Raw genomic sequence first — 25417 nt, 5'->3', positions numbered from 1 at the left:
CTATTCGCAGTGCTCTGGTTCGTCGGGGGTCCGGGAGGGGTGCCGTTCGCGCTCAGCCGTTGCCGAACCTCTTGTCGATGAAGTCGAAGAGCTCGTCATCGCTGACCTCTTCGAACGCGTCCGCCTCGGCGTCCGCCCCGTCGTCGTCCGCGGTGCGACGCACGTCGTGCCACTTCGCCAGCAGCGTCTGCAGGCGCACCGTGATGTTCGCGTGCGCGGCCTCATCCGCCGCGACCACCGCCAGCTCCTCCGGCGCCAGCGAGGACAGGCTGTTCTCCAACCGCTCCAGCTCCTCGGTGAGGGGCATTCCGCTGCCCGCGGCCTCCGGCGCCACCTCGTGGCGCAGCTGCCGGGCGAGCGCCACCGGTGTCGGGTAGTCGTACACCAGCGTCGCCGTCAGCTTCAGCCCGGTGGCCGCGTTGAGCCGGTTCCGCAGTTCCACGGCCGTCAGCGAGTCGAAGCCCAGCTCCTTGAACGCCTGCTCGGCGCCCACCTGCTCCTTCGACGCGTAGCCCAGGACGGCGGCCACCTGGCGTCGCACCAGGTCGAGCACGGTCCGCTCCTGCTGGGCCTCCGACTGCCGCGCCAGCTGCCGCGCCAGGGTGTCCGCCTCAGCGGCGGGTTCGGACCCGGCCGGGCCACCGCTGTCGACGGCCCGGCGCACCGGGGTGCGCACCAGGCCGCGGTAGAGCGGCAGCAGCTCCCCGGCGGAGGCGGCGCCGCGCAGCGCCGCCAGGTCCAGCCGTACGGGCACCAGCACCGCCTCGTCGGGCACCGCGTGGGCCGCGTCGAACAGGGCCAGGCCCTGTTCGGCGGACAGCGGCAGCACCCCGCCGCGCGCCGCCCGCTTCAGGTCGGCCTCGCCGATCCTGCCGCCCATGCCCCGCTCCTCGGCCCACATGCCCCACACGAGGGACCGCGCGGCGCGGCCGGTGGCCCGGCGGTGTCCGGCGAGCGCGTCGAGGAACACGTTCGCCGCCGCGTAACCGCCCTGGCCCGCGCCGCCGATCGTGCCGGCCGCGGCCGAGAAGAGCACGAAAGCGGACAGGTCCAGATCGCGGGTCAGCTCGTGCAGGTTGACCGCCGCGTCGACCTTCGGCCGCAGGACGCGGTCCACCCGCTCCGGCGTCAGCAGGTCGATCACACCGTCGTCGAGGACGCCCGCGGTGTGCACCACGGCCGTCAGCGGACGGTCCGCCGGAATCCCGGCCAGCAGCCCGGCCAGCGCCTCCCGGTCGGCCGCGTCGCACGCCACGACGGTGGCCTCGGCACCCAACTCGGCCAGCTCGGCGGTCAGTTCGGCCATGCCCTCGGCGGCGGGGCCGCTGCGGCTGGTCAGCAGCAGGTGGCGGGCGCCGTGCGCGGTGGCCAGGTGGCGGGCGACCAGCCTGCCCAGACCACCGGTGGCGCCGGTGATCAGGACCGTCCCCTCGGGGTCGAGGGTGCCGCGTACCGGCTCGGCGGCCGGGGCCTCGACCCGGGCCAGCCTCGGTGCGTACGCCGTGCCCGCGCGCAGCGCGAGTTCGGGCTCGCCCGAGTCCAGCGCGGCGGCGATCGCCGGGTACGACACCTCGCCGTCGACGTCGAGCAGCACGAACTGCCCCGGGTTCTCCGTCTGCGCGGACCGCAGCAGCCCCCACACGGGCGCGTTCACCAGGTCCGCGACCTCGGTGTCCCCGGCCGCGGCGACCGCGCCGCGCGTGACCAGCACCAGCCGGGCGCTGCCGGGCCTGCCGCCGTTCAGCCACTCCCGCACCAGGCCCAGGGCCCGGTGGGTGGCCGCGTGTACGTCCGCGACAAGGCCGTCACCGCCGCCGGTGCCGGGCTCGGGCAGGAAGGGCACGAGCACCGTGTCGGGTGCCGTCCCGTCCACCGCGACGGCCAATCCCAGCGCCGCCAGATCGTCGTGGACCGTGGTGGTGTGCCCGGCCGCGTCGAGGGCCACGCTCAGCTTGAGGTCGTCGCCGCCGACCACGGCGAAGCCCGCCGAAGCCGCTTCCGAAGGCACCGTCACCGGCGCCCAGTCGACCCGGAACAGCGTGTCCCGCCGCCCGGACGTCGCCGCCGCTCCGGCGATCCGGTCCGCGTCCAGCGGCTCGGCGGCCAGCGCGTCCACCGACGCGACGAGCGCACCCGCCTCATCGGCCGCCACCAGCGACACCGTGCCGTCCGCGACCGGCTTGAGGCTGACGCGCAGCGCCTCGGCGCCCACCGCGTACAGGCCCAGCCCCCGCCACGAGGCCGCCACCGCGGCACCGTCCACACCCAGCCCCAGCGGCTGGAGCGCACCGTCCAGCAGGGCCGGATGCAGCGCGAAGCGGGCGGCGTCCGCCTGCTGCCCCTCGCCGATACGGACCTCCGCGTACAGCTCCCCGCCACGCCGCCAGACGTGGCGCAGGCTCTGGAACGCCGGACCGTGCAGCAGCCCGGCGCGCGCCATGCCCGCGTACAACGCGCCGGTGTCCACCGGCTCCGCACCGGCGGGCGGCCACACGGCGAACTCGCCGGCAGCGGCAGGCACCCGGGCCCCGGCAGACGCGAGCACGCCACCGGCGTGCCGCGTCCACGGCCGGCCGGCCTCCGCACCCTCCGGGCGCGAGTACACCGCCAGCGGGCGGCGGCCCTCGCCATCGGGCTCACCGACCGACACCCGCAGCTGAACCCCGCCGCGCTCCGGCAGGATCAGCGGCTCCTCGAGGGCCAGCTCCTCCAGCAGCGCACAGCCCACATGGTCCCCGGCGCGCACCGCCAGCTCCACGAACGCGGAGCCCGGCAGCACGGCCGTATCGGCGACCGTGTGGTCCGCCAGCCAGGAGTGCGAGGAGAGCGCAAGCCGCCCGGAGAAGAGGAACGCGTCCGCGTCGGGCAGCTCCACCGCCGCACCCAGCAGCGGATGACCGGCCGAGCCGAGCCCGGCCGAGGCCACCTCGTCCAGGGTGAGCAGGGCGTCGACCCAGTAGCGGCTGCGCTGGAACGCGTACGTCGGCAGGCCGACCTTCCGCGCGCCCGTACCGGCGAAGAACGCCTCCCAGTCCACCGCCACGCCACGGACATGCGCCCGTGCCAGGGCCGTCGTCAGCGTCTCGGGCTCGGCGCGGTCCTTCCGGCAGGTCGCGGCGAAGGCGGCGTCGCCGCCGGTCACGCACTCCTGGGCCATGGCGGTGAGCACACCGTCCGGGCCCAGCTCGACGTAGGTGGTGACGCCTTGGGCTTCGAGGGCCCGTACGCCGTCCAGGAAGCGGACCGCTTCGCGGACGTGGCGCACCCAGAAGTCCGGGCTGGTGATCTCCTCGGCGGAGACCAGCTCACCGGTGAGGTTGGAGACGATCGGGATGCGCGGAGCCTCGTACGACAGCCCCTGCGCCACCTCACGGAACGCCTCCAGCATCCCGTCCATGCGCGGCGAGTGGAACGCGTGGCTGACCGCGAGCCGCTTGGTCTTGCGGCCCTGCGCCTCGAAAACGTTCGCGATCTGCACGGCGGCGTCCTCGTCACCCGCGATGACCACGGAGGTGGGCCCGTTGAGGGCGGCGATGCTGACGCGCTCGGTGAGCAGCGGCAACACCTCGTCCTCGGCCGCTTGGACGGCGATCATCGCGCCACCGGCGGGCAGCTCCTGCATCAGACGGCCACGCGCGGCCACGAGCCTGCACGCGTCCGCGAGCGAGAGCACACCCGCCACATGGGCGGCGGCCAGCTCACCGATGGAGTGCCCGGAGAGGAAGTCGGGGCGCAGGCCCCACGCGTCGACCAGGCGGAACAGCGCCACCTCGACCGCGAACAACGCGGGCTGGGTGAACCCCGTCCGGTCCAGCACCGAGACGTCGTCCCCGAACAAGACGTCGCGCAGCGGCCGTTCCAGGTGCGCGTCCAGGTGGGCGCACACCTCGTCCAGCGCGTCCGCGAACACCGGGTACGCCTCGTACAGCTCACGGCCCATGCCGAGCCGCTGGCTGCCCTGGCCCGTGAACAGGAACGCCACCTTGCCACCGGCCACCGAACCCTCGATCAGGCCCGGCACCTCGGACTCGCCGCGCGCCAGCGCCGCGAGACCGGCCAGCAGCCCGTCGGCGCCGTCCGCGATGAGCACGGCCCGGTGGTCCATGGCGGTACGGGTCGTGGCCAGCGAATAGGCCACGTCGGTGGTGTCCGGTGCGGGGTCGCCACCGAGGTGGGCCAGCAGCCGTTCGGCCTGACCGCGTACGGCGGCCCGGGACTTGCCGGACAGCACCCACGGCACGGTCGGCAGCTCCGCCACATCGGTGGCAGGCGTCTCCTCCAGGGCCGGGGCCTGCTCCAGCACGGTGTGCGCGTTGGTGCCGCTGATGCCGAACGCCGACACGGCGGCCCGGCGCGGACGGCCGGTCTCCGGCCACTTCCGCGGCTCGGTCAGCAGCTCCAGCTCACCGGCGGACCAGTCGACGTGCGGCGTCGGCTCGTCCACGTGCAGCGTCTGCGGCAGCACGCCGTGCTGCAGCGCCAGCACCATCTTCATCACGCCCGCCACACCGGCGGCGGCCTGGGTGTGGCCGATGTTGGACTTGATGGAGCCGAGCAGCAGGGGCCGGTCCGCGTCGCGGTCCCGGCCGTACGTGGCGAGCAGCGCCTGCGCCTCGATCGGGTCGCCCAGCGTCGTACCGGTGCCATGGGCCTCGACCGCGTCCACCTCGGACGCGGACAGACCGGCGCCGGCCAGCGCCTGGCGGATCACCCGCTGCTGCGACGGACCGTTCGGCGCCGTCAGACCGTTCGACGCGCCATCCTGGTTGATCGCGCTGCCCCGCACGGTCGCCAGCACGGTGTGCCCGTTGCGGCGGGCGTCGGACAGCCGCTCCACGAGCAGCATGCCCACGCCCTCGCCCCAGCCGGTGCCATCCGCACCGGCCGCGAACGCCTTGATCCGGCCGTCCGCCGCCAGCCCGCGCTGACGGCTGAAGTCCACGAACGAACCCGGCGTCGACATCACCGTCACACCACCGGCCAACGCCAACGAGCACTCACCCGCCCGCAGCGCCTGAATCGCCCAGTGCAACGCCACCAGCGACGACGAGCAGGCCGTGTCCACCGTCACCGCCGGGCCCTCGAGACCCAGCGCGTACGACACCCGACCGGACATCACACTGGCCGCGTTGCCCGTGCCCATGAACCCGTCGCCGCCGTCGTGCGAGTGGAGGACGAGGGACATGTAGTCCTGGCCGTTCGTACCGGCGAACACGCCGACCTGCCGGCCGCGCAGCGTCGTCGGGTCGATGCCCGCCCGCTCGAAGGCTTCCCACGAGGTCTCCAGCAGCAACCGCTGCTGCGGGTCCATCGCCAGCGCCTCGCGCGGCGAGATCCCGAAGAACGCCGCGTCGAAGTCCCCGGCGTCCGCCAGGAATCCGCCCTCGCGGACGTAGGTGGTGTTCTCCGCGCCGGGCTCCGGGTCGTACAGCGACTCGACGTCCCAGCCACGGTCGGCCGGGAAGTCCGTCACCGCGTCCTGCCCGGAGGACAACAGCCGCCACAGCTCCTCGGGCGAGTCCACCCCGCCCGGGAAACGGCAGCTCATGCCCACGATCGCGATCGGATCGTCGTCGGCGGCCACGGCCACGTCCCCGTCCGCGGTCGAGGCCGTGGCGGCTGTCTCGTCGCCCAGGAACTCCGTACGGAGGTGGCCGGCGAGCGCCGAGGCCGTCGGGTAGTCGTAGACCAGGGTGGGCGGCAGCCGCAGCCCGGTCACGGTGTTCAGCCGGTTGCGCAGCTCGACGGCGGTCAGCGAGTCGAAGCCCAGCTCGCTGAACGCCCGGCTCGCCTCCACCGCCTCCGCGTCGGCGTGGCCCAGTACGTCCGCCACGGCGGAACGCACCAGGTCCAGCAGGACGCGTTCGCGCTCCGCCGCCGGAACACCCGCGAGCCGCTGCGCGAGCGACGACTCGTCCGCGCCGCCGCCACCGGCCGTACGGGCCGCCTGCCCGGCCTCGGCCTCCAGCGCCGTACGCGCCTCGGGCAGGTCCCGCAGCAGCGGGCTCGGCCGGGACGCGGCGAAGCCGGGGGCCAGCCGCTCCCAGTCGATGTCCGCGACCAGCACGGCCGTCTCGTCCAGGTCCAGGGCCCGCTGCAGCGCGGCGATGGCCAGGTCGGCCGCCATCGGCGGCACACCGGCGCGGCGCATGCGCTGCTCCAGCGCGTCGTCCGCGGCCATGCCGCCCTCGGCCCACGGGCCCCACGCCACGGAGGTGGCGGGCAGACCCTCGGCCCGGCGACGCTCGGCGAGCGCGTCCAGGAAGGCGTTCGCGGCGGCGTAGTTGGCCTGGCCCGCGGCGCCCATGGAACCGGCGAACGAGGAGAAGAGGACGAACGCCGTGAGGTCCAGGTCCCGCGTCACCTCGTGCAGGTTGGCGGCGGCGTCGGCCTTCGCGCGCAGCACGGTGGCGAAGCGCTCGGGGGTCAGCGACTCCAGTACGCCGTCGTCCAGCACCCCGGCCGCGTGGATGACGGCCGTCAGCGGCAGCTCGGCCGGAAGCCCGGCCACCAGCGCGGCCAGCGCGTCACGGTCGGCGGCGTCGCAGGCCGTGACCGTGATCCGGGCCCCGGAGGCGGCGAGTTCGTCCCGCAGCTCGGCGGCGCCGGGCGCGTCGAGGCCACGGCGGCTCGTGAGCACCACATGCTGCGCGCCGTTGTCGACCAGCCAGCGGGCCACATGCGCGCCCAGCGCACCCGTACCGCCGGTGACCAGCACGGATCCCGCACCCGGCTGCCAGGCGTGGCCACGCGAGGACACGGTGGCGCGGGTCAGGCGACGGCCGAAGACACCGGAGGCGCGCACCGCCACCTGGTCCTCGCCGTCGGCCCCGGCGAGCACATTCACCAGACGGGACAGCGTCCGGTCGTCCACCGTCCCCGGCAGATCGACGAGACCGCCCCACTGCTCGGGGAGCTCCAGGGCGGCAACCCGCCCCAGGCCCCACACCCGCGCCTGCCACGCGTCCACCAGGCCATCGGACCGGCCGGTGGATACCGCGCCGCGCGTGGCGACCCACAGCGGCGCGTCCACGCCCAGGTCGACCAGCGCCTGCGTCAGGGCGGCCGTACGGAGCAAGCCATCGGCGCCCGCGGCGACGGACGGCAGCGCGAACACACCCGCCACCGACCCTGCCTCCGCGACCGCCTCGCGCAGCTCCTCGGCCATGCCCGCGCGGCCCTCGGCGGCCAGGTCGACCCGCCGGGCCCCGGCGCCACGCGCGGACAGCGTCCGTACGATCCCCTCGGCCCACGCGTCGGTTGTTCCGTCGGCGGGTGCGGCGGGTGCGGCGGGGGTGACGACCAGCCACCGGCCGCTCAGCGTCCCCGCGCCACGGGCGGTCACCGGCTTCCACGTCACCTGGTAGCGCCACGCGTCGACGGTCGACCGCTCGCTCTGCCGGCGCCGCCACGACGACAGCATCGGCAGGACGGCGCCCAGCGAGGACAGCTCGTCCGCGTCCTCGGACTGCAGCGCCCCGGCGAGCGCCGCCAAGTCCTCGCGCTCCACGGCCTCCCAGAACCGGGCGTCCACGGAATCCATGGCCGCCACCGCCTCGCGCACCTCCTCCGGGTTCTCCACCCAGAAGCGCTGCCGCTGGAAGGCGTACGTCGGCAGATCGACCTGCGCGGCGCCCGTACCGGCGAAGAAGGCCCGCCAGTCCAGGGCGATGCCCCGGGTGTGCAGCGCGGCCAGCGCACCGGTCAGCGACTCCGGCTCGGCACGGCCCTTGCGCAGGGCCGGGACGAAGGCGGTGGTGTCGTCATCGCCGGTCACGCACTCCTGGGCCATGGCGGTGAGCACACCGTCCGGGCCCAGCTCGACGAACGTGCTGACGCCCTGAGCCTCCAGAGTGCGCACACCGTCGAGGAAACGGACCGCCTCACGGACATGCCGCACCCAGAAGTCGGCCGTCGTGATCTCCTCGGCGGAGACGACGTTCCCGGTCAGATTCGACACGATCGGAATGCGCGGAGCCTCGTACGACAGCCCCTGCGCCACCTCACGGAACGCCTCCAGCATCCCGTCCATGCGCGGGGAGTGGAACGCGTGGCTGACCGTGAGCCGCTTGGTCTTCCGACCCTGCGCCTCGAAGGACGCAGCGATCTCCAGAGCCGCATCCTCATCGCCCGCGATGACCACGGACATCGGGCCGTTGAGGGCGGCGATACTGACGCGCTCGGTGAGCAGCGGCGCCACCTCGTCCTCGGCGGCCTGGACGGCGATCATCGCGCCACCGGCCGGAAGCTCCTGCATCAGACGCCCACGCGCCGCCACCAACTTCGCGGCATCCGCGAGCGACAGCACACCCGCCACATGCGCGGCGGCCAGCTCACCAATGGAGTGGCCGGACAGGAAGTCCGCGCGCAGACCCCACGCCTCCACCAGCCGGAACAGCGCCACCTCGACCGCGAACAGCGCGGGCTGAGTGAACCCCGTCCGGTCGAGCGCCGAGGCGTCGTCCCCGAACAGCACCGTCTTCAGCGGCCGCTCAAGGTGCGGGTCCAGCGCGTCGCACACCGCGTCCAGCGCCTCCGCGAACACCGGATACGCGCCGTACAGCTCACGGCCCATCCCCAGCCGCTGGCTGCCCTGCCCCGTGAACAGGAACGCCACCTTGCCGCCCGCCACCGATCCCTGGGCCAGCCCAGCGGCGGACTCGCCACGCGCCAGCGCTTCCAGGGCCGTCACCAGCCCGGCGCGGTCCCCGCCGACCACCACAGCGCGGTGGTCCAGGGCCGCCCTGCCGGTCGCCAGCGCGTAGCCGACGTCCGTGGCGTCCAGGTCGGGGTGGGTGCCGAGGTGGGCCAGGAGCCGTTCGGCCTGGCCGCGCAGGGCTGCCTCGGTCTTGCCCGAGAGCACCCACGGCACCGTCGGCAGCTCCACATCCCCGGGGGCCTGTGGGGCCGGAGCCGGGGGCTGTTCCAGGATGGTGTGCGCGTTCGTGCCGCTCACGCCGAACGACGACACGGCCGCCCGGCGCGGTCGGCCGAGTTCCGGCCAGGGCCGGGCGTCGGCCAGCAGCTCGAGGTCGCCCGACGCCCAGTCGACGTGCGGGGTGGGCTCGTCCACGTGCAGGGTCCGCGGCAGCACCCCGTGGCGCATCGCCATGATCATCTTGATGATGCCGGCGACACCGGCAGCGGCCTGCGTGTGCCCGATGTTCGACTTGAGGGAGCCCAGCCACAGCGGCCGCCCCTCGGGGCGGTCCTGGCCGTACGTGGCGAGCAGCGCCTGCGCCTCGATCGGGTCGCCCAGCGTCGTCCCGGTGCCGTGGGCCTCCACGACATCGACGTCGGCGGTGGTGAGCCGTGCGCTGCTGAGCGCTTCCCGGATGACGCGCTGCTGGGACGGCCCGTTCGGCGCCGTCAGACCGTTCGACGCGCCGTCCTGGTTGATGGCGGAACCGCGGACGACCGCCAGCACCCGGTGGCCGTTCTTCCGGGCGTCCGACAGCCGCTCGACGAGCAGCATGCCCGCGCCCTCGGCCCAGCCCGTGCCGTCCGCCGACGCGGCGAACGACTTGCAGCGGCCGTCGCTGGACAGGCCCTGCTGGCGGCTGAAGTCGACGAACGTGTCCGGGGTGGCCATGACGGTGACACCACCGGCCAGTGCGAGGGAGCACTCGCCGTTGCGCAGCGCCTGCGCGGCCAGGTGCAGCGCCACCAGCGACGACGAACACGCCGTGTCGATGGTGACCGCCGGTCCCTCCAGGCCGAAGGTGTACGCGACCCGGCCCGACGCGATGCTGCCCGCGCCACCCGTGCCGAGGTAGCCCTCAAGCCCCTCGGGGACGGCGGTCAGCCGCGTCAGGTAGTCGTGGTACATGACGCCCGCGAACACGCCGGTCCGGCTGCCGCGTACGGTCGACGGGTCGATGCCCGCCCGCTCGAACGCCTCCCACGACGTCTCCAGCAGCAACCGCTGCTGCGGGTCCATCGCCATGGCCTCGCGCGGGTTGATGCCGAAGAAGTCCGGGTCGAACTCGGCGGCGTCGTGGAGGAAGCCGCCCTCGCGGGTGTAGCTGGTGCCCACCTGGTCGGGGTCGTCGCTGAAGAGCGCGTCGAGGTCCCAGCCACGGTCGGCGGGGAAGGGGGAGATGGCGTCGGTGGCGCCCGTGACGAGCTGCCACAGCTCCTCGGGGGTGGTGACCCCGCCCGGGTAGCGGCAGCTCATGCCGACGATGACGATCGGGTCCTCGTCGGTGGCGGCGGCCGCCATCGGCACCGGCGTGTGCACCTCCGCCGTGTCCTCGCCCACCAGCTCGGTCCGCAGATGGCGGGCCAGGACCTGCGGGTCCGGATAGTCGAAGATGAGCGTCGCGGGCAATCGCAGCCCGGTCACGGAGTTGAGCTGATTACGCAGCTCAACGGCCGTCAGCGAGTCGAAGCCCAGATCCTTGAACGCCCGACCGGAACCGATCGTGTCCGCACCCGCGTAGCCGAGCACGGTCGCCACCTGCGCACGGACCAGATCCAGCAGCAGCCGCTCCTGCTCCGCCACGCTCAGCCCGGCCAGCCGACCGGCCGGCCCGGCATCCCCACCGGCCGCGACCGCGTCCACCGCACGCCGCGCCGGGATACGCACCAGGCCGCGCAGCAGCGGCGAGATCGCGGGCTGGTTGCGCAGCGCCGTCAGGTCCAGGCGCATCGGCACCAGCGACGCCTCGTCGACGGTCAGCGCGGCGTCGAAGAGCCGCAGTCCTTCCGCCACCGGCAGCGGGGGCACTCCGGCCCGTCGCATCCGGGTGAGGTCGGCCTCGTCCAGGGTGTCGCCCATGCCGCCACCGGCCCACAGGCCCCACGCCAGCGAGGTGGCGGGCAGCCCTTGGGCCGTACGGGCTTGCGCGAGCGCGTCCAGGAAGACGTTGGCGGCGGCGTAGTTGCCCTGCCCAGGACCGCCGAAGACACCGGCCGCCGAGGAGAAGAGCACGAACGCGGACAGGTCCAGCTCGCGGGTCAGCTCGTGCAGGTTCCAGGCCGCGTCCGCCTTCGGGCGCATGACGTGGTCGATGCGCTCGGCCGTCAGCGAGCCGATCACACCGTCGTCCAGCACACCCGCCGTGTGGACGACAGCCGTCAGCGGATGTTCGGCGGGGACGGTGGCCAGGACCGCGGCCAGCGCGCCCCGGTCCGCCACATCACACGCCGCCCAGCGCACCTGAACACCCAACCCGGCCAGTTCTGCACCGAGTTCGGCGGCACCCGGCGCCTGATCGCCACGGCGGCTCACCAGCAGCAGATGCCGTACACCACGCTCCGCCACCAGATGGCGGGCGAAGAGGCCGCCCAGCGAACCGGACGCACCGGTCACCAGCACCGTGCCGTCCGGGTTCCACTTTGGGGCCGCGCCGTCGGCGGTGGATGCCGCGCGTGCCAGCCGTGGCGTCTTGACGACGCCCTGCCGCACCGCGACCTCGGCCTCGCCGCTCGCGAGGACGGCGGGCAGCGCGGCCCGCGAGTCCTCATCGGCGTCGAGGTCGATCAGGAGGAAGCGGTCCGGGTTCTCGGCCTGCGCGGAGCGCAGCAGACCGCGTACGGCGGCGCCCGCCAGGTCCGGCACCGGCTCCCCGGCCTCGGTGGCCACGGCCCCCGAGGTCAGCAGGACGAGACGGGAGTTCGCGAAGCGGTCGTCGGCCAGCCAGGTTTGGAGGAGGTGGAGGGCTTGGGTCGTGGCGTGATGTGCGGCTTGGGTGGGGTTTTCCCCTGGCCCGCCCCTTCCCGCAACAAGGGGCTCCGCCCCTCGACCCCGATCCTCAAACGCCGGACGGGCTTGATTTGCCGCACCCGGGCCGTCGGATGCCGCACCGTCCACGGACGGCACCGGGGCCGCGCCGTCCGAGGGCAGTCCCGGACCGGCCTGATGCGCCAGGGACACCACTACGTACTCCGGCAGCGCCGTTCCGGAGTCGACAGCCTCGCCCAGCGCGGCCAGGTCCGGGTACGCCGTGGCGCCCAGGCCGAACGCATCCGCGCCCAGTACCGTCCAACGGCCGTCGGCCACACCCGCGGGGGCGGCCGTCGTCCACTCCACGCGGTACAGCGACTCGTGGTACGCCGTACGCGCGCTCCGCAATTGCTCGGCCGAAACCGGGCGCAGCACCAGCGACTCGACGGCCGCGACCGGCGCACCGGTCGTGTCCGCGATCTCCAGCCGTACGCCGTCGCCGCCCGCAGCGGCCATCCGTACGCGCAGGACGGCCGCGCCGCTCGCGTACAGCGACATCCCGGTCCACGCGAACGGCAGCCGCCCCTCGGTCTCGGTGCCGCCGAGCCCGGCGAGACCGAGCGCGTGCAGGGCGGAGTCCAGCAGCGCCGGGTGCAGGGCGAACGCGGCGGCGTCCTCGGCCGCTCCGTCGTCCAGCGCCACTTCGGCGAACACCTCGCCGCCGCGCCGCCACGCCCTGCGCAGCCCCTGGAACGCCGGGCCGTACGCGAATCCGACGTCGCGCAGGTCGGCGTAACGGTCGCCGACCTCCACCTCGACCGCGTCCGCCGGAGGCCAGGCGCTCAGCTCGAACGACGCCTCCGCCGGGCCACCGGACGCCAGCACACCGGCCGCGTGCCGGGTCCACGGCTCCTCGGCCGACACGCTCTCGGCGCGCGAGTGCAGTTCCAGCGGGCGACGGGCCGTATCGTCGGCCGCGCCGACCCACAGCCGCAGCTGTACGCCACCCTCCGCAGGCAGGACCAGCGGCGCTTCGAGCGTCAGTTCCTCCAGCAGGTCACAGCCGACGTGGTCACCGGCGCGGACCGCCAGCTCCACGAACGCGGTGCCCGGCAGCAGCACAGTGCCCATGATCGTGTGGTCGGCGAGCCACGGGTGCGTCGCCAGCGCCAGGCGGCCGGTGAACAACACCCCGTCCGCGCTGGGCAGTTCGGCGCTCGCGCCGAGCAGTGGGTGCGCGGCCTCGCCCAGACCCACCGCGGCCACGTCGCCGAGGAACAGCGACGACACCTTCGGCCAGTAGCGCTGCCGCTGGAAGGGGTACGTCGGCAGCTCGGCGGGGTCGATGGCCGTGGCATGGGTGGGGGCGTAGTAGGCCGACCAGTCCACCGCCACGCCACGGACGTGCGCCCGCGCGACGGCGGCCGTCAGCGCCTCCGCCTCGGGCCGGTCCTTGCGGAGGGCGGATGCGAAGGCGGCGTCGTCGCCGGTCACGCACTCCTGGGCCATGGCGGTGAGCACACCGTCCGGGCCCAGCTCGATGAAGGTGGTGACGCCCTGCGCTTCGAGGGCCCGTACGCCGTCGAGGAAGCGGACCGCCTCCCGGACATGCCGCACCCAGAAGTCGGCCGTCGTGATCTCCTCGGCGGAGACGACGGCACCGGTCAGGTTCGACACAATCGGGATGCGCGGGGCCTCGTACGACAGCCCCTGCGCGACCTCACGGAACGCCTCCAGCATCCCGTCCATGCGCGGCGAGTGGAACGCGTGGCTGACCGTGAGCCGCTTGGTCTTGACGCCCTGCGCCTCGAAGCCCGCCGCGATCTGCACGGCGGCGTCCTCATCACCCGCGATGACCACGGAGGTGGGCCCGTTGAGGGCGGCGATGCTGACGCGCTCGGTGAGCAGCGGCAGCACCTCGTCCTCGGCGGCCTGGATGGCGATCATCGCGCCACCGGCCGGAAGCTCCTGCATCAGACGGCCTCGCGCCGCCACCAACTTCGCAGCGTCCGCGAGCGACAGCACACCCGCCACATGGGCAGCCGCCAGCTCGCCGATGGAGTGGCCGGAGAGGAAGTCCGCACGCAGACCCCACGCCTCGACCAGCCGGAACAACGCCACCTCGACCGCGAACAACGCAGGCTGAGTAAACGCCGTCTGGTCGAGCACCGCCGCGTCATCCCCGAACAGCACCGTCTTCAGCGGCCGCTCAAGGTGCGGGTCCAGCGCATCGCACACCGCATCCAGCGCCTCCGCGAAGGCCGGATGGGCGAAGTACAGCTCACGGCCCATCCCCAGCCGCTGGCTGCCCTGCCCCGTGAACAGGAACGCCACCCGGCCACCGGCCACCGAGCCCTCGATGAGTCCGGCCGCCGTACGGCCCTCGGCCAGCGCTTCCAGGCCGGACAGCAGTCCGGGCCGGTCGTCGGCGACCAGTGCCGCCCGCTCCTCGAAGGACGAGCGGCCGACGGCCAGCGAGTAGCCGAGGTCGGCCGTCCGTACCTCGGTGTGCGCGGTCAGGTAGGCGTGCAACTGCTCGGCCTGAGCGCGCAGCCCCTCCGTGGTCCGGGCCGAGAGGAGCACCGGCACCGCCGCGTCCTGACCGGCTTCGGTCTCGGTCTCCGCAGGCTCAAGAACGGGGACGGCCGGGGCCTCCTCCAGCACCGCGTGCGCGTTGGTGCCGCTGAAGCCGAAGGACGACACACCCGCTCGGCGCGGGTGCCCGGTCTGCGGCCACTCACGCGCCTCCGTCAGCAGCGCGATCTCGCCCGCCGACCAGTCGACGTGCGGCGTCGGCTCGTCCACGTGCAGGGTCCGCGGCAGCACTCCGTGCCGCATGGCGAGGACCATCTTCATCACACCGGCGACACCGGCCGCGGCCTGGGTGTGGCCGAGGTTGGACTTGATGGAGCCGAGCAGCAGGGGCCGGTCCGCGTCGTGGTCCTGGCCGTACGTGGCGAGCAGCGCCTGCGCCTCGATCGGGTCGCCGAGCCGGGTGCCCGTACCGTGCGCCTCGACCGCGTCCACCTCGGCGGCCGACAGGCCGGCGCTCGCCAGCGCCTGCCGGATGACACGCTGCTGCGACGGGCCGTTCGGCGCCGTCAGGCCGTTCGACGCGCCGTCCTGGTTGACCGCGGTGCCGCGTACGAGCGCGAGCACCGGGTGCCCGTTGCGGCGCGCGTCCGACAACCGCTCCACGAGCAGCATGCCGACGCCCTCACCCCAGCCGGTGCCGTCGGCCCCGGCCGCGAACGCCTTGATGCGGCCGTCCTCGGCGAGCCCGCGCTGACGGCTGAAGTCGACGAACACACCGGGGGTGGACATCACGGTCACACCACCGGCCAGCGCCAGCGAGCATTCGCCGCCGCGCAGCGCCTGGATCGCCGAGTGGAGGGCGACGAGCGAGGACGAGCAGGCGGTGTCGATGGTGACGGCCGGGCCCTCGAGCCCGAAGGTGTAGGCGAGTCGGCCCGAGATGACGCTCGCCGCGTTGCCCGTGCCCATGTGGCCTTCGAGGCCCTGCGAGTCGCCCAGCAGCAGCGACAGATAGTCCTGGCCGTTGGTGCCGACGAAGACACCGGCCGTGGAGCCGCGCAGCGTGGCCGGGTCGATGCCCGCCCGCTCGAACGCCTCCCACGACGTCTCCAGCAGCAGCCGCTGCTGCGGGTCCATGGCGAGGGCTTCCCTCGGCGAGATCCCGAAGAACGCCGGGTCGAAGTCGGCGGCGTCGTGCAGGAAGCCGCCCTCGCGGGCGTACGAGGTGCCCTCGACGTCCGGGTCCGGGTTGTAGAGCGAGGCCAGGTCCCAGCCGCGGTCGGTGGGCATGCCGGAGATGACGTCCGTACCGGACGCGAGCACCTGCCACAGCGCCTCGGGGGTGCGGACACCGCCCGGGAAGCGGCAGCTCATCGCGACGATCGCGATCGGATCGTCATCGGCGGCCGCCACCAGCGCGCCACCGGTGGTGGTGGCCGTGGCCGGTGCGCCGAGCAGTTCGGTGAACAGGTGGTCGGCGAGGGCGATCGGCGTCGGGTAGTCGTAGACGAGGGTGGCGGGGAGCCGCAGATCGGTGGCGGCGTTGAGGCCGTTGCGCAGTTCGACGGCGGTGAGCGAGTCGAAACCGATGTCGCGGAAGGCCCGTTCGGCGCTGATGTCGGACACATCGGCGTGGCCGAGCACGTCCGCCACGTGGGTCCGTACGAGATCCAGCAGCGCCCGGTGGCGCTCCGCCTCCGGCAGGCCGAGGAGCCGCTGAGCCAGCGCGGAGGCCGTCTCGACGGCCGCGTTCTCACTGCCTCCGACGACGGCCGCGTGCCGCACCTCCGGCAGGTCGGCCAGCAGCGGGCTGGGCCGCCCGGCCGTGAAGCCCGGGGCGAACCGGTCCCAGTCGACGTCGGCGACCGTCACGGCCGTGTCGCCCAGGTCGAGGGCGCGCCGCAGTGCGCCGAGCGCGAGGTCGGCGTCCATCGGCGGCATACCGGCGCGGCGCATGCGCTGCTCCAGCGCCTCGTCGGCGGCCATGCCGCCTGCGGCCCACGGGCCCCAGGCGATCGACGTGGCGGGCAGGCCCTCGGCGCGGCGCCGCTCGGCGAGCGCGTCCAGGGAGGCGTTCGCGGCGGCGTAGTTGGCCTGCCCCGCGGCGCCCACGGTGCCGCTGGTCGAGGAGAACAGCACGAACGCGGACAGGTCCAGGTCGCGCGTCAGCTCGTCCAGTGCGAGCGCGGCGTCGGCCTTCGCCCGCAGCACACCGCTGATGCGCTCGGGGGTCAGCGACTCCAGTACGCCGTCGTCCAGCACACCGGCCGCGTGCACCACGGCCGTCAGCGGCAACTCGGCGGGCAGCCCGGCCAGCAGCCCGGCCAGGGCCTCGCGGTCGGCCACGTCGCACGCGGCCACGGTCACGCGGGCGCCCGTCGCGGCGAGTTCGTCGCGCAGCTCGGCCGCGCCCGGCGCGTCGGGGCCACGGCGGCTGGTGAGCACCACGTGCTCGGCGCCGTTGTCGATCAGCCAGCGGGCCACGTGGGCACCCAGCGCGCCCGTACCGCCCGTCACCAGCACCGTGCCCCGAGCACTCCAGCTCTCGGACTCCGGCACCTGTCGTGCGGTGGCGTGCGCGTGCGCGAGCCTGCGGCCGAAGACGCCGGAGGCGCGGACGGCGATCTGGTCCTCGCCCCCCGCCCCGGCCAGCACCGACGCGAGCCGCGCCAGCACCCGGTCGTTCGGGGTCTCGGGAAGGTCGACCAGACCGCCCCAGCGGTCGGGCAGCTCCAGGGCCGCGCCCCGGCCCAGACCCCAGACCCGCGCCCGGGCCGGGTCCACGACCTCGCCCTGCCGCCCGATCGACACCGCGCCCCGCGTCGCGCACCACAGCGGCGCGTCGATCGCTGCGTCGCCGAGCGCCTGCACGAGCGCGGCCGTGGGCAGCAGGGCGTCGGCGTCCCCGGTGGCCAGCAGCGAGAGCACACCGGCGACGGCGTCGCCGTCGGCCACCGTACGCAGCTGCTCGGCGATGCCCGCGCGGTCCTCGGCCACCAGCGCGAGCTGCCGCACCTCGGCGCCGCGCTCGGTGAGCGTACGGACGACACCGGCCGTCCACGCGTCGTCCTGCCCGGCCGGTGTGACGACGAGCCAGACGCCGGACATACGGGACGCGGAACCCAGCGAGAGCGGCTTCCATGACACCTGGTACCGCCAGCCGTCGATACCAGCGGCGGCGACGAGGCCCGACACCGGCGCCTCGGGCCAGTAACGACGGTGCTGGAAGGCGTACGTGGGCAGGTCCACGCGGGACGCACCGGTCCCGGCGAAGTACGCCTCCCAGTCCGGCGCCACGCCACGGACGTGCGCCCGCGCAAGGGCGGCCGTCAGCGTCTCCGCCTCGGGGCGGCCCTTGCGGAGCGCGGCCACGAACGCCGCGTCGGCGCCGGTGGCACTTTCCTGGGCCATGGCGGTGAGCACACCGTCCGGGCCCAGTTCGATGAAGGTGGTGACGCCCTGCGCTTCGAGGGTCCGGACACCGTCGAGGAAGCGGACCGCCTCCCGGACGTGACGCACCCAGAAGTCCGGGCTGGTGATCTCCTCGGCGGAGACCAGCTCACCGGTGAGGTTGGAGACGATCGGGATGCGAGGCGCCTCGTACGTCAGCTCCTCGGCCACCTCACGGAACGCCTCCAGCATCCCGTCCATGCGCGGCGAGTGGAACGCGTGGCTGACCGCGAGCCGCTTGGTCTTGACGCCCTGCGCCTCGAAGCCCGCCGCGATCTCGACAGCAGCATCCTCATCGCCCGCGATGACCACGGACATCGGGCCGTTGAGGGCGGCGATGCTGACGCGCTCGGTGAGCAGCGGCGCCACCTCGTCCTCCGACGCCTGCACCGCGATCATCGCGCCACCAGCCGGAAGCGCCTGCATCAGACGGCCACGCGCCGCCACCAGCTTCGCCGCATCCTCGAGCGACAGCACACCCGCCACATGGGCAGCCGCCAGCTCACCGATCGAGTGCCCGGAGAGGAAGTCCGCACGCAGACCCCACGCCTCGACCAGCCGGAACAGCGCCACCTCAACCGCGAACAACGCGGGCTGAGTGAACGCCGTCCGGTCGAGCACCGAGGCGTCGTCCCCGAACAGCGCCGTCTTCAACGGCTTTTCGAGGTGCTGGTCCAGCGCGTCGCACACCGTGTCCAGCGCCTCCGCGAACACCGGATAGGCGTCATACAGCTCACGGCCCATCCCCAGCCGCTGGCTGCCCTGGCCCGTGAACAGGAACGCCACGTCGCCCTCGACCGCCGTGCCGTCGATGAGCCCCGGCGCCGACTCGCCCCGGGCCAGGGCGTCGAGCCCGCGCAGCAGGTCGTCGCGGCCGTCGGCGACCAGCACCGCGCGCTGGTCCAGCACGGCGCGGCCGGTGGACAGGGTGTGGGCGATGTCGGCCGGTTCGAGGGCGGGGTGGGCCGTGAGGTGGGCGTACAGCCGCTCGGCCTGAGCGCGCAGGGCGTCGGTGCCCTGCGCGGACAGCGCGTACGGCAGCACACCGGTCCCGTACCGCTCGGCCGGCCGCGACTCGTCGACGACTACGACCGGGGCCTGCTCGATGATGGTGTGCGCGTTGGTGCCGCTGATGCCGAACGAGGACACGCCCGCCCGGCGCGGACGGCCGGTCTCCGGCCACGCCTGCTGCTGAGTCAGCAGCGACACCGCGCCCGCCGACCAGTCGACGTGCGGCGACGGCTCGTCCACGTGCAGCGTGCGCGGCAGCAGGCCGTGGCGGATGGCCATGACCATCTTGATGATTCCGGCGACACCTGCGGCCGCCTGGGCGTGGCCGATGTTGGACTTGACGGAGCCGAGCCACAGGGGCAGGTCCGTGTCGCGGTCCTGGCCGTAGGTGGCGAGCAGCGCCTGCGCCTCGATCGGGTCGCCCAGCGTCGTCCCCGTACCGTGCGCCTCAACGGCGTCCACCTCGGCGGCGGACAGACCGGCACCGGCCAGCGCCTGCCGGATCACCCGCTGCTGCGACGGGCCGTTCGGCGCCGTCAGACCGTTCGACGCGCCGTCCTGGTTGACGGCCGAGCCCCGTACGACGGCCAGCACCTGGTGGCCGTTCTTCCGGGCGTCCGACAGCCGCTCGACGAGCAGCATGCCGACGCCCTCGCCCCAGCCCGTGCCGTCCGCACCGGAGGCGAACGCCTTGCAGCGGCCGTCCGCCGCGAGGCCGCCCTGGCGGCCGAACTCGGTGAAGTGGCCCGGCGTCGTCATCACGGTGACACCGCCCGCGAGGGCCATGGTGCATTCGCCCTGCCGCAGCGCCTGGATGGCCCAGTGCAGCGCGACCAGGGACGACGAGCAGGCGGTGTCGACGGTGACGGCCGGGCCTTCGAGGCCGAGGGCGTAGGCGATGCGGCCGGACATGACGCTGCCCGCGTTGCCCGTCATCACATGGCCCGCGACCTCCGCACCGGCCTGCTCGAGGCCCGCGTCGTAGCCGCTGTAGGCCGCGCCGACGAACACGCCGACCGAACGGCCCCGGAGCGCGTCCGGATCGATGCCGGCCCGCTCGAACACCTCCCAGGAGGTTTCCAGCAGCAGCCGCTGCTGCGGGTCCATGGCGAGCGCTTCACGCGGCGAGATGCCGAAGAAGGCCGCGTCGAAGAGGTCCGCGTCGTGCAGGAAGCCACCGCTGCGGGCGTAGTCGGACGGCGTCGCGTCGGCGTCCTCGTCCGCCCACTGGGCCTCCCAGTTGCGGTTGACGGGGAAGCCGGTGATCGCGTCCGCGTCCGTGGCCACGAGCTGCCACAGGTCCTCGGGCGAGCGCACATCGCCGGGGTAGCGGCAGCCCATGGCGACGATGGCGATCGGGTCGTCGGCGAGGGAGGCGGCGGGGGATGTTTCCGCCGCCTCCACCTGGTTGTCCTCGTCGGCGTCCGGGCCGAGGAGTTCGGCGCGCAGATGGTCCGCGAGGACGGCGGGGTTGGGGTAGTCGAAGACGATCGTGGTGGGCAGCTTGAGCCCGGTGGCTCCGGAGAGCCGGTTGCGCAGTTCGACGGCGGTGAGCGAGTCGAAGCCCAGCTCCTTGAAGGCCCGGCGCCCCTCGATGGCGTCGGCGGACGCGTGGCCGAGGGCCATGGCCACATGGGTGCGCACGAGGTCCAGCAGGGTCCGGCGGCGCTCGCTCGCGGAGAGCGCGCGCAGCCGCTGGGCCAGGGACGAGCCGGAGGCGGCGAGCGCACCCGCGGCGGTCCGCCGTCCGACGTTACGGATCAGCCCGCGCAGCAGGGCCGGAACCGGCCCCGAACCGGCGGCGGCACGCAGCGCCGCGAGGTCGAGACGGGCCGGGATCAGCGTGGTCCGGCCGGTACGGCAGGCGGTGTCGAACAGCGCCATGCCCTCGTCGTCGGACAGCGCGCCCATGCCGCTGCGGGCGAGCCGCAGCAGATCGGTCTCGGTCAGATCGCCGGTGATGCCACCGGACTGGGCCCACAGTCCCCACACCAGCGAGGTGGCGGGCAGACCGGTGGCGTGGCGGTGTGCGGCGAGCGCGTCGAGGAAGACATTCGCCGCCGCGTAGTTGGCCTGGCCCGCGCCGCCCAGCGTGCCCGCGATGGCGGAGAACAGGACGAACGCGGAGAGGGCGCGGCCACGCGTCAGCTCGTGCAGGTTCCAGGCCGCGTCCACCTTGGGGCGCAGCACGCGGTCCAGCTGCTCGGGCGTCAGGGTGGCGGCCGTGGCGTCGTCCAGCACACCGGCGGTGTGCACGACGGCCGTGAGCGGGTGCTCGGCCGGAATGGCGGCCAGGGTCGCGGCGAGGGCGTCGCGGTCCGCGGCGTCGCAGGCGGCGAGGGTGATCTCGGCGCCCTGCTCGCGGAGTTCGGCGGCCAGCTCGGCGGCGCCGTCGGCGTCCGCGCCGCGCCTGCTGGTGAGCAGCAGGTGGCGTACGCCGTGGTCGGCGACCAGGTGACGGGCGAGCAGACGGCCCAGGGCGCCGGTGCCGCCGGTGATCAGGACGGTGCCGTCGGCGTCGAACGCCGGGGCGACGGCGTCGGTGCGGTCCTCCGCCGACGCGCGGGCCAGGCGGGGCGCGAGGGCCTGGCCCGCGCGGACGGCCAGCTCGGGCTCTCCGGTGGCCAGGGCGTCGGGCAGGGTGGCCGTGGAGGTTTCGTCGAGGTCTACGAGGACGAAACGGCCCGGGTTCTCGGTCTCGGCGGAGCGCACCAGACCCCACAGCGGGGCGTGCGCCAGGTCGGTGACGTTCTCCTCCGGCCCGGCGGCCATCGCGCCCCGGGTGACGACCACGAGCCGCGCGTCCTCGAACCGGTCATCGGCCAGCCAGCCCCGCACCAGGGCCAGCGCGCGCTGCGCCTCCCGGTGCGCCGCCACGGCCATGTCCTCGTCCGGGCCGCCTTGCGCCAGGGGCGCGAAGGCGGCGAGCACCAGTTCCGGCGCGGCGATGTCGCCCAGCGCCGCCAGATCCGGTACGGAGGTGGCGGCCACGCCGCCCGCGACCAGCCCGAACGGGTCGTCGCCGAGGACGACGCGGCGCACGGCGGCGTCCGGCCCGGCCTCGGCGGCCTGCGCGGCGTGGGGTGCCTGCGGGACGATCCAGTCCAGGCGGAACAGGTTCTGCCACTGGTCGTTCGCGTCGCTGCCGAGGTCTTCGGGGAGCGGGCGGCAGCGCAGTCCGTCGATGGTGGCGACCGGCTCGCCCTCCGCGTCGGCCACCGCCAGGGTCACGGTGTCGGCTCCGGCCGACCCGATCCGTACGCGCAGCGCGGACGCGCCCTCCGCGTACAGGGAGACGCCCTGCCATTCCACGGCCGGCTGGGCGGCGTCCCCGTGGTCGTACAGGGTGTGCAGGGCGGCGTCCAGCAGCGCCGGGTGTATGGCGAACCGTTCGGCGCCGGGGTTGGCGTCCTCCGGCAGCCGGACTTCGGCGAACAGCTCGTCGCCGCGCCGCCAGGCGGCGTCGAGCCCCTGGAACAGCGGGCCGTGCCGCAGGCCTGCCTCGGCCAGTCGGCCGTAGACCGCGTCGGTCTCGATAGCCTCGGCGGCGGTCGGCGGCCACTCGGCCAGCTCGAACGACGGGCTCGGGGCGCCCGGGGCGAGCACACCGCTCGCGTTCCGCAGCCACGCCGCGTCGGAGGCGGCGTCCTCCGCACGGGAGGAGACGGTGAGCGAACGCCGTCCGGTGTCGTCCGGGGCGCCGACGGTGACCTGGAGCCGGACCCCGCCGCGTGCGGGCAGCACGAGGGGGGCGTGCAGGGTCAGCTCGTCGAGATGGTCACAACCGGCCTGGTCACCGGCCCGCACCGCAAGCTCGACGAACGCCGTACCCGGCACCACCACCGCACCACGCACCACATGATCAGCCAGCCACGGATGCGAATCCACACCCAGCCGACCCGTGAACAACAACCCGTCCGACTCCGCCAACGACACCGCCGCACCCAGCAACGGATGCCCCGCCGGCTCCAACCCCACCGACGCCACATCACCCACCGACACCGCACCCGGCTCCAACCAGAACCGCTCATGCTGAAACGCATACGTCGGCAAATCCACCCGACCAGCACCGGTCCCCGCAAAGAAACCAGCCCAGTCCACACCCACACCACGCACGAACGCCCGCGCGACAGCGGTCGTCAGCGACTCCACCTCGGAGCGCTCCTTGCGGCACACGGAGACGAACGCCGTTTCCTCACCGGAGACACACTCCTGCCCCATCGCAGAGAGCACGCCATCCGGGCCCAGCTCGATGAACGTGGAGACACCCTTGGCCTCCAACGCCCGCACACCATCATGGAACCGCACAGCCTCACGGACATGCCGCACCCAGAAATCGGCGATCGTGATCTCCTCGGTGGACACCACGGCGCCAGTCAGGTTGGACACGATCGGGATCGTCGGGGCCTCGTACGACAGCCCCTGCGCGACCTCGCGGAACGCCTCCAGCATCCCGTCCATACGCGGCGAGTGGAAGGCGTGGCTGACCGCGAGCCGCTTGGTCTTGACGCCCTGCGCCTCAAACGAAGCCGCAATCTCGACAGCAGCGTCCTCATCGCCCGCGATGACCACGGACATCGGCCCGTTCACGGCGGCGATGCTGACGCGCTCGGTGAGCAGCGGCGCCACCTCGCCCTCGGCGGCCTGAACGGCGATCATCGCGCCACCGGCCGGAAGCTCCTGCATCAACCGCCCACGCGCCGCCACCAACTTCGCCGCATCCGCCAGCGACAACACACCCGCCACATGCGCGGCGGCCAGCTCACCGATCGAGTGCCCGGACAGGAAGTCCGGCCTCACACCCCACGCCTCGACCAGCCGGAACAGCGCCACCTCGACCGCGAACAACGCAGGCTGCGTGAACCCCGTCTGGTCCAGCACCGCCGCGTCATCCCCGAACAGCACCGACTTCAACGGCCGCTCAAGATGCCGATCCAGCTCCGCACACACCGCATCCAGCGCCTCCGCGAACACCGGATACGCCCCGTACAGCTCACGGCCCATCCCCAGTCGCTGGCTGCCCTGCCCCGTGAACAGGAACGCCACCTTGCCCGGCACCGGCGAACCCTGCACCAGCCCCGGGGCGTCCCCGGCACCCGCCAGGGCGTCGAGTCCGGCCCGGAAGCCGTCGCGGTCGGACGCGACTAGCACCGCGCGGTGGTCGAAGGCGGACCGGGTGGTCGCGAGCGCGTGGGCGAGGTCGAGCGGGCGCAGGTCGGGGTGGTCCCGCACGTGCGCGGCCAGGCGCTCGGCCTGGGCGCGCAGCGCGGCGGCGCCACGTCCGGACAGGACCCACGGCAGCACGGCCGGGCTCACGGTGGGCGCCGAGGGGGCCTTGGCCGCTTCCGGCTCGGGTGCCTGCTCGATGATGGTGTGGACATTGGTGCCGCTGACGCCGAACGACGAGACGCCCGCGCGGCGCGGACGGCCGTCGGTCTGCGGCCACTCCCGCGCCTCCGTGAGCAGCGACACGTCCCCCGCCGACCAGTCGACGTGCGGCGTCGGTTCGTCGACGTGCAGGGTCTGCGGCAGCACACCGTGCCGCATCGCCATGACCATCTTGATGACGCCGCCGATTCCGGCGACGTTCTGGGTGTGGCCGATGTTCGACTTCAGCGAGCCGAGCCACAGCGGCCGCCCCTCCGGCCGCTCCTGGCCGTAGGTGGCGAGCAGCGCCTGCGCCTCGATCGGGTCGCCCAGCGTCGTCCCCGTGCCGTGCGCCTCCACCGCGTCCACGTCGGCCGGGGTGAGGCGGGCGTTCTCCAGGGCCTGGCGGATGACACGGCGCTGCGACGGGCCGTTCGGCGCCGTCAGACCGTTGCTCGCACCGTCCTGGTTGACCGCCGAGCCACGCACGACCGCCAGCACCTGGTGGCCGTTGCGGACCGCGTCCGACAGCCGCTCGACCAGCAGCACGGCAACGCCCTCGGACCAGCCGGTGCCGTCCGCCGACGCCGCGAAGGACTTGCAGCGGCCATCGGCGGACAGGCCGCGCTGACGGCTGAACTCCACGAACACATCGGGCGAAGCGAGCACGGTCGCGCCCGCCGCCAGCGCGAGCGAGCACTCGCTCTGCCGCAGCGCCTGGACCGCCAGGTGCAGGGCGACCGAGGACGACGAGCACGCGGTGTCGATGGTGGCGGCCGGGCCCTCCAGGCCGAAGGCGTAACTGAGCCGCCCGGACGCGACGCTGGAGGCGGTGCCGGTGAGCAGATGGCCCTCGACGCCCTCCGGCAGGTCGTACTCGCCCGCCCCGTACGCCTGCGTGGACGCGCCGACGAACACGCCGGTGCGGGAGCCGCGCAGCACCGCCGGGTCGATGCCCGCCCGCTCGAACGCCTCCCACGCCGTCTCCAGCAGCAGCCGCTGCTGCGGGTCCATCGCCAGCGCCTCACGCGGCGAGATGCCGAAGAACCCGGGGTCGAACTGGTCCGCGTCGTAGAGGAAGCCGCCGCCGCGGGCGTAGAACGTGCCCTCGCGCTCGGGGTCCGGGTCGTACAGCGACTCGATGTCCCAGCCGCGGTCGGTGGGGAACCCCGAGATGGCGTCGTGGCCGCCCGCGACGAGCTGCCACAGCTCCTCGGGGCTGCCGACACCGCCGGGGAACCGGCAGCTCATGCCGACGATCGCGATCGGCTCCCGGGATGCGTCGGTGAGCTGCTGGTTCTGCTTGCGCAGCCGCTCGGTTTCCTTCAGCGAGGCCCGCAGCGCGTCAACGAGCTTTTCGTTGGGGGATGTCATCGTGTCGTGTAC

1 protein-coding gene is annotated in these 25417 nt (G+C 73.9%); it reads right to left on the bottom strand.

Going from position 1 to position 25417, the window contains the following annotated elements; genetic code table 11:
• Positions 1-52 precede the first annotated feature (52 nt).
• A complete protein-coding gene (locus ABZ562_RS06815; RefSeq protein ID WP_361474956.1) occupies positions 53-25405 on the bottom strand; it encodes a type I polyketide synthase in 25353 nt (8450 codons plus the stop codon).
• Between the last annotated feature and the right edge of the window lie 12 nt (positions 25406-25417).

It is taken from the genome of Streptomyces sp. NPDC019937, from assembly GCF_040631655.1.
Lineage (GTDB): Bacteria > Actinomycetota > Actinomycetes > Streptomycetales > Streptomycetaceae > Streptomyces.
This window is presented reverse-complemented; position numbering and strand designations above follow the sequence as displayed.

Coding starts and splice junctions, on each gene's coding strand:
- ABZ562_RS06815 (WP_361474956.1), bottom strand. CDS start 25,405: ATGACATCCCCCAACGAAAAGCTCGTTGACGCGCTGCGGGCCTCGCTG.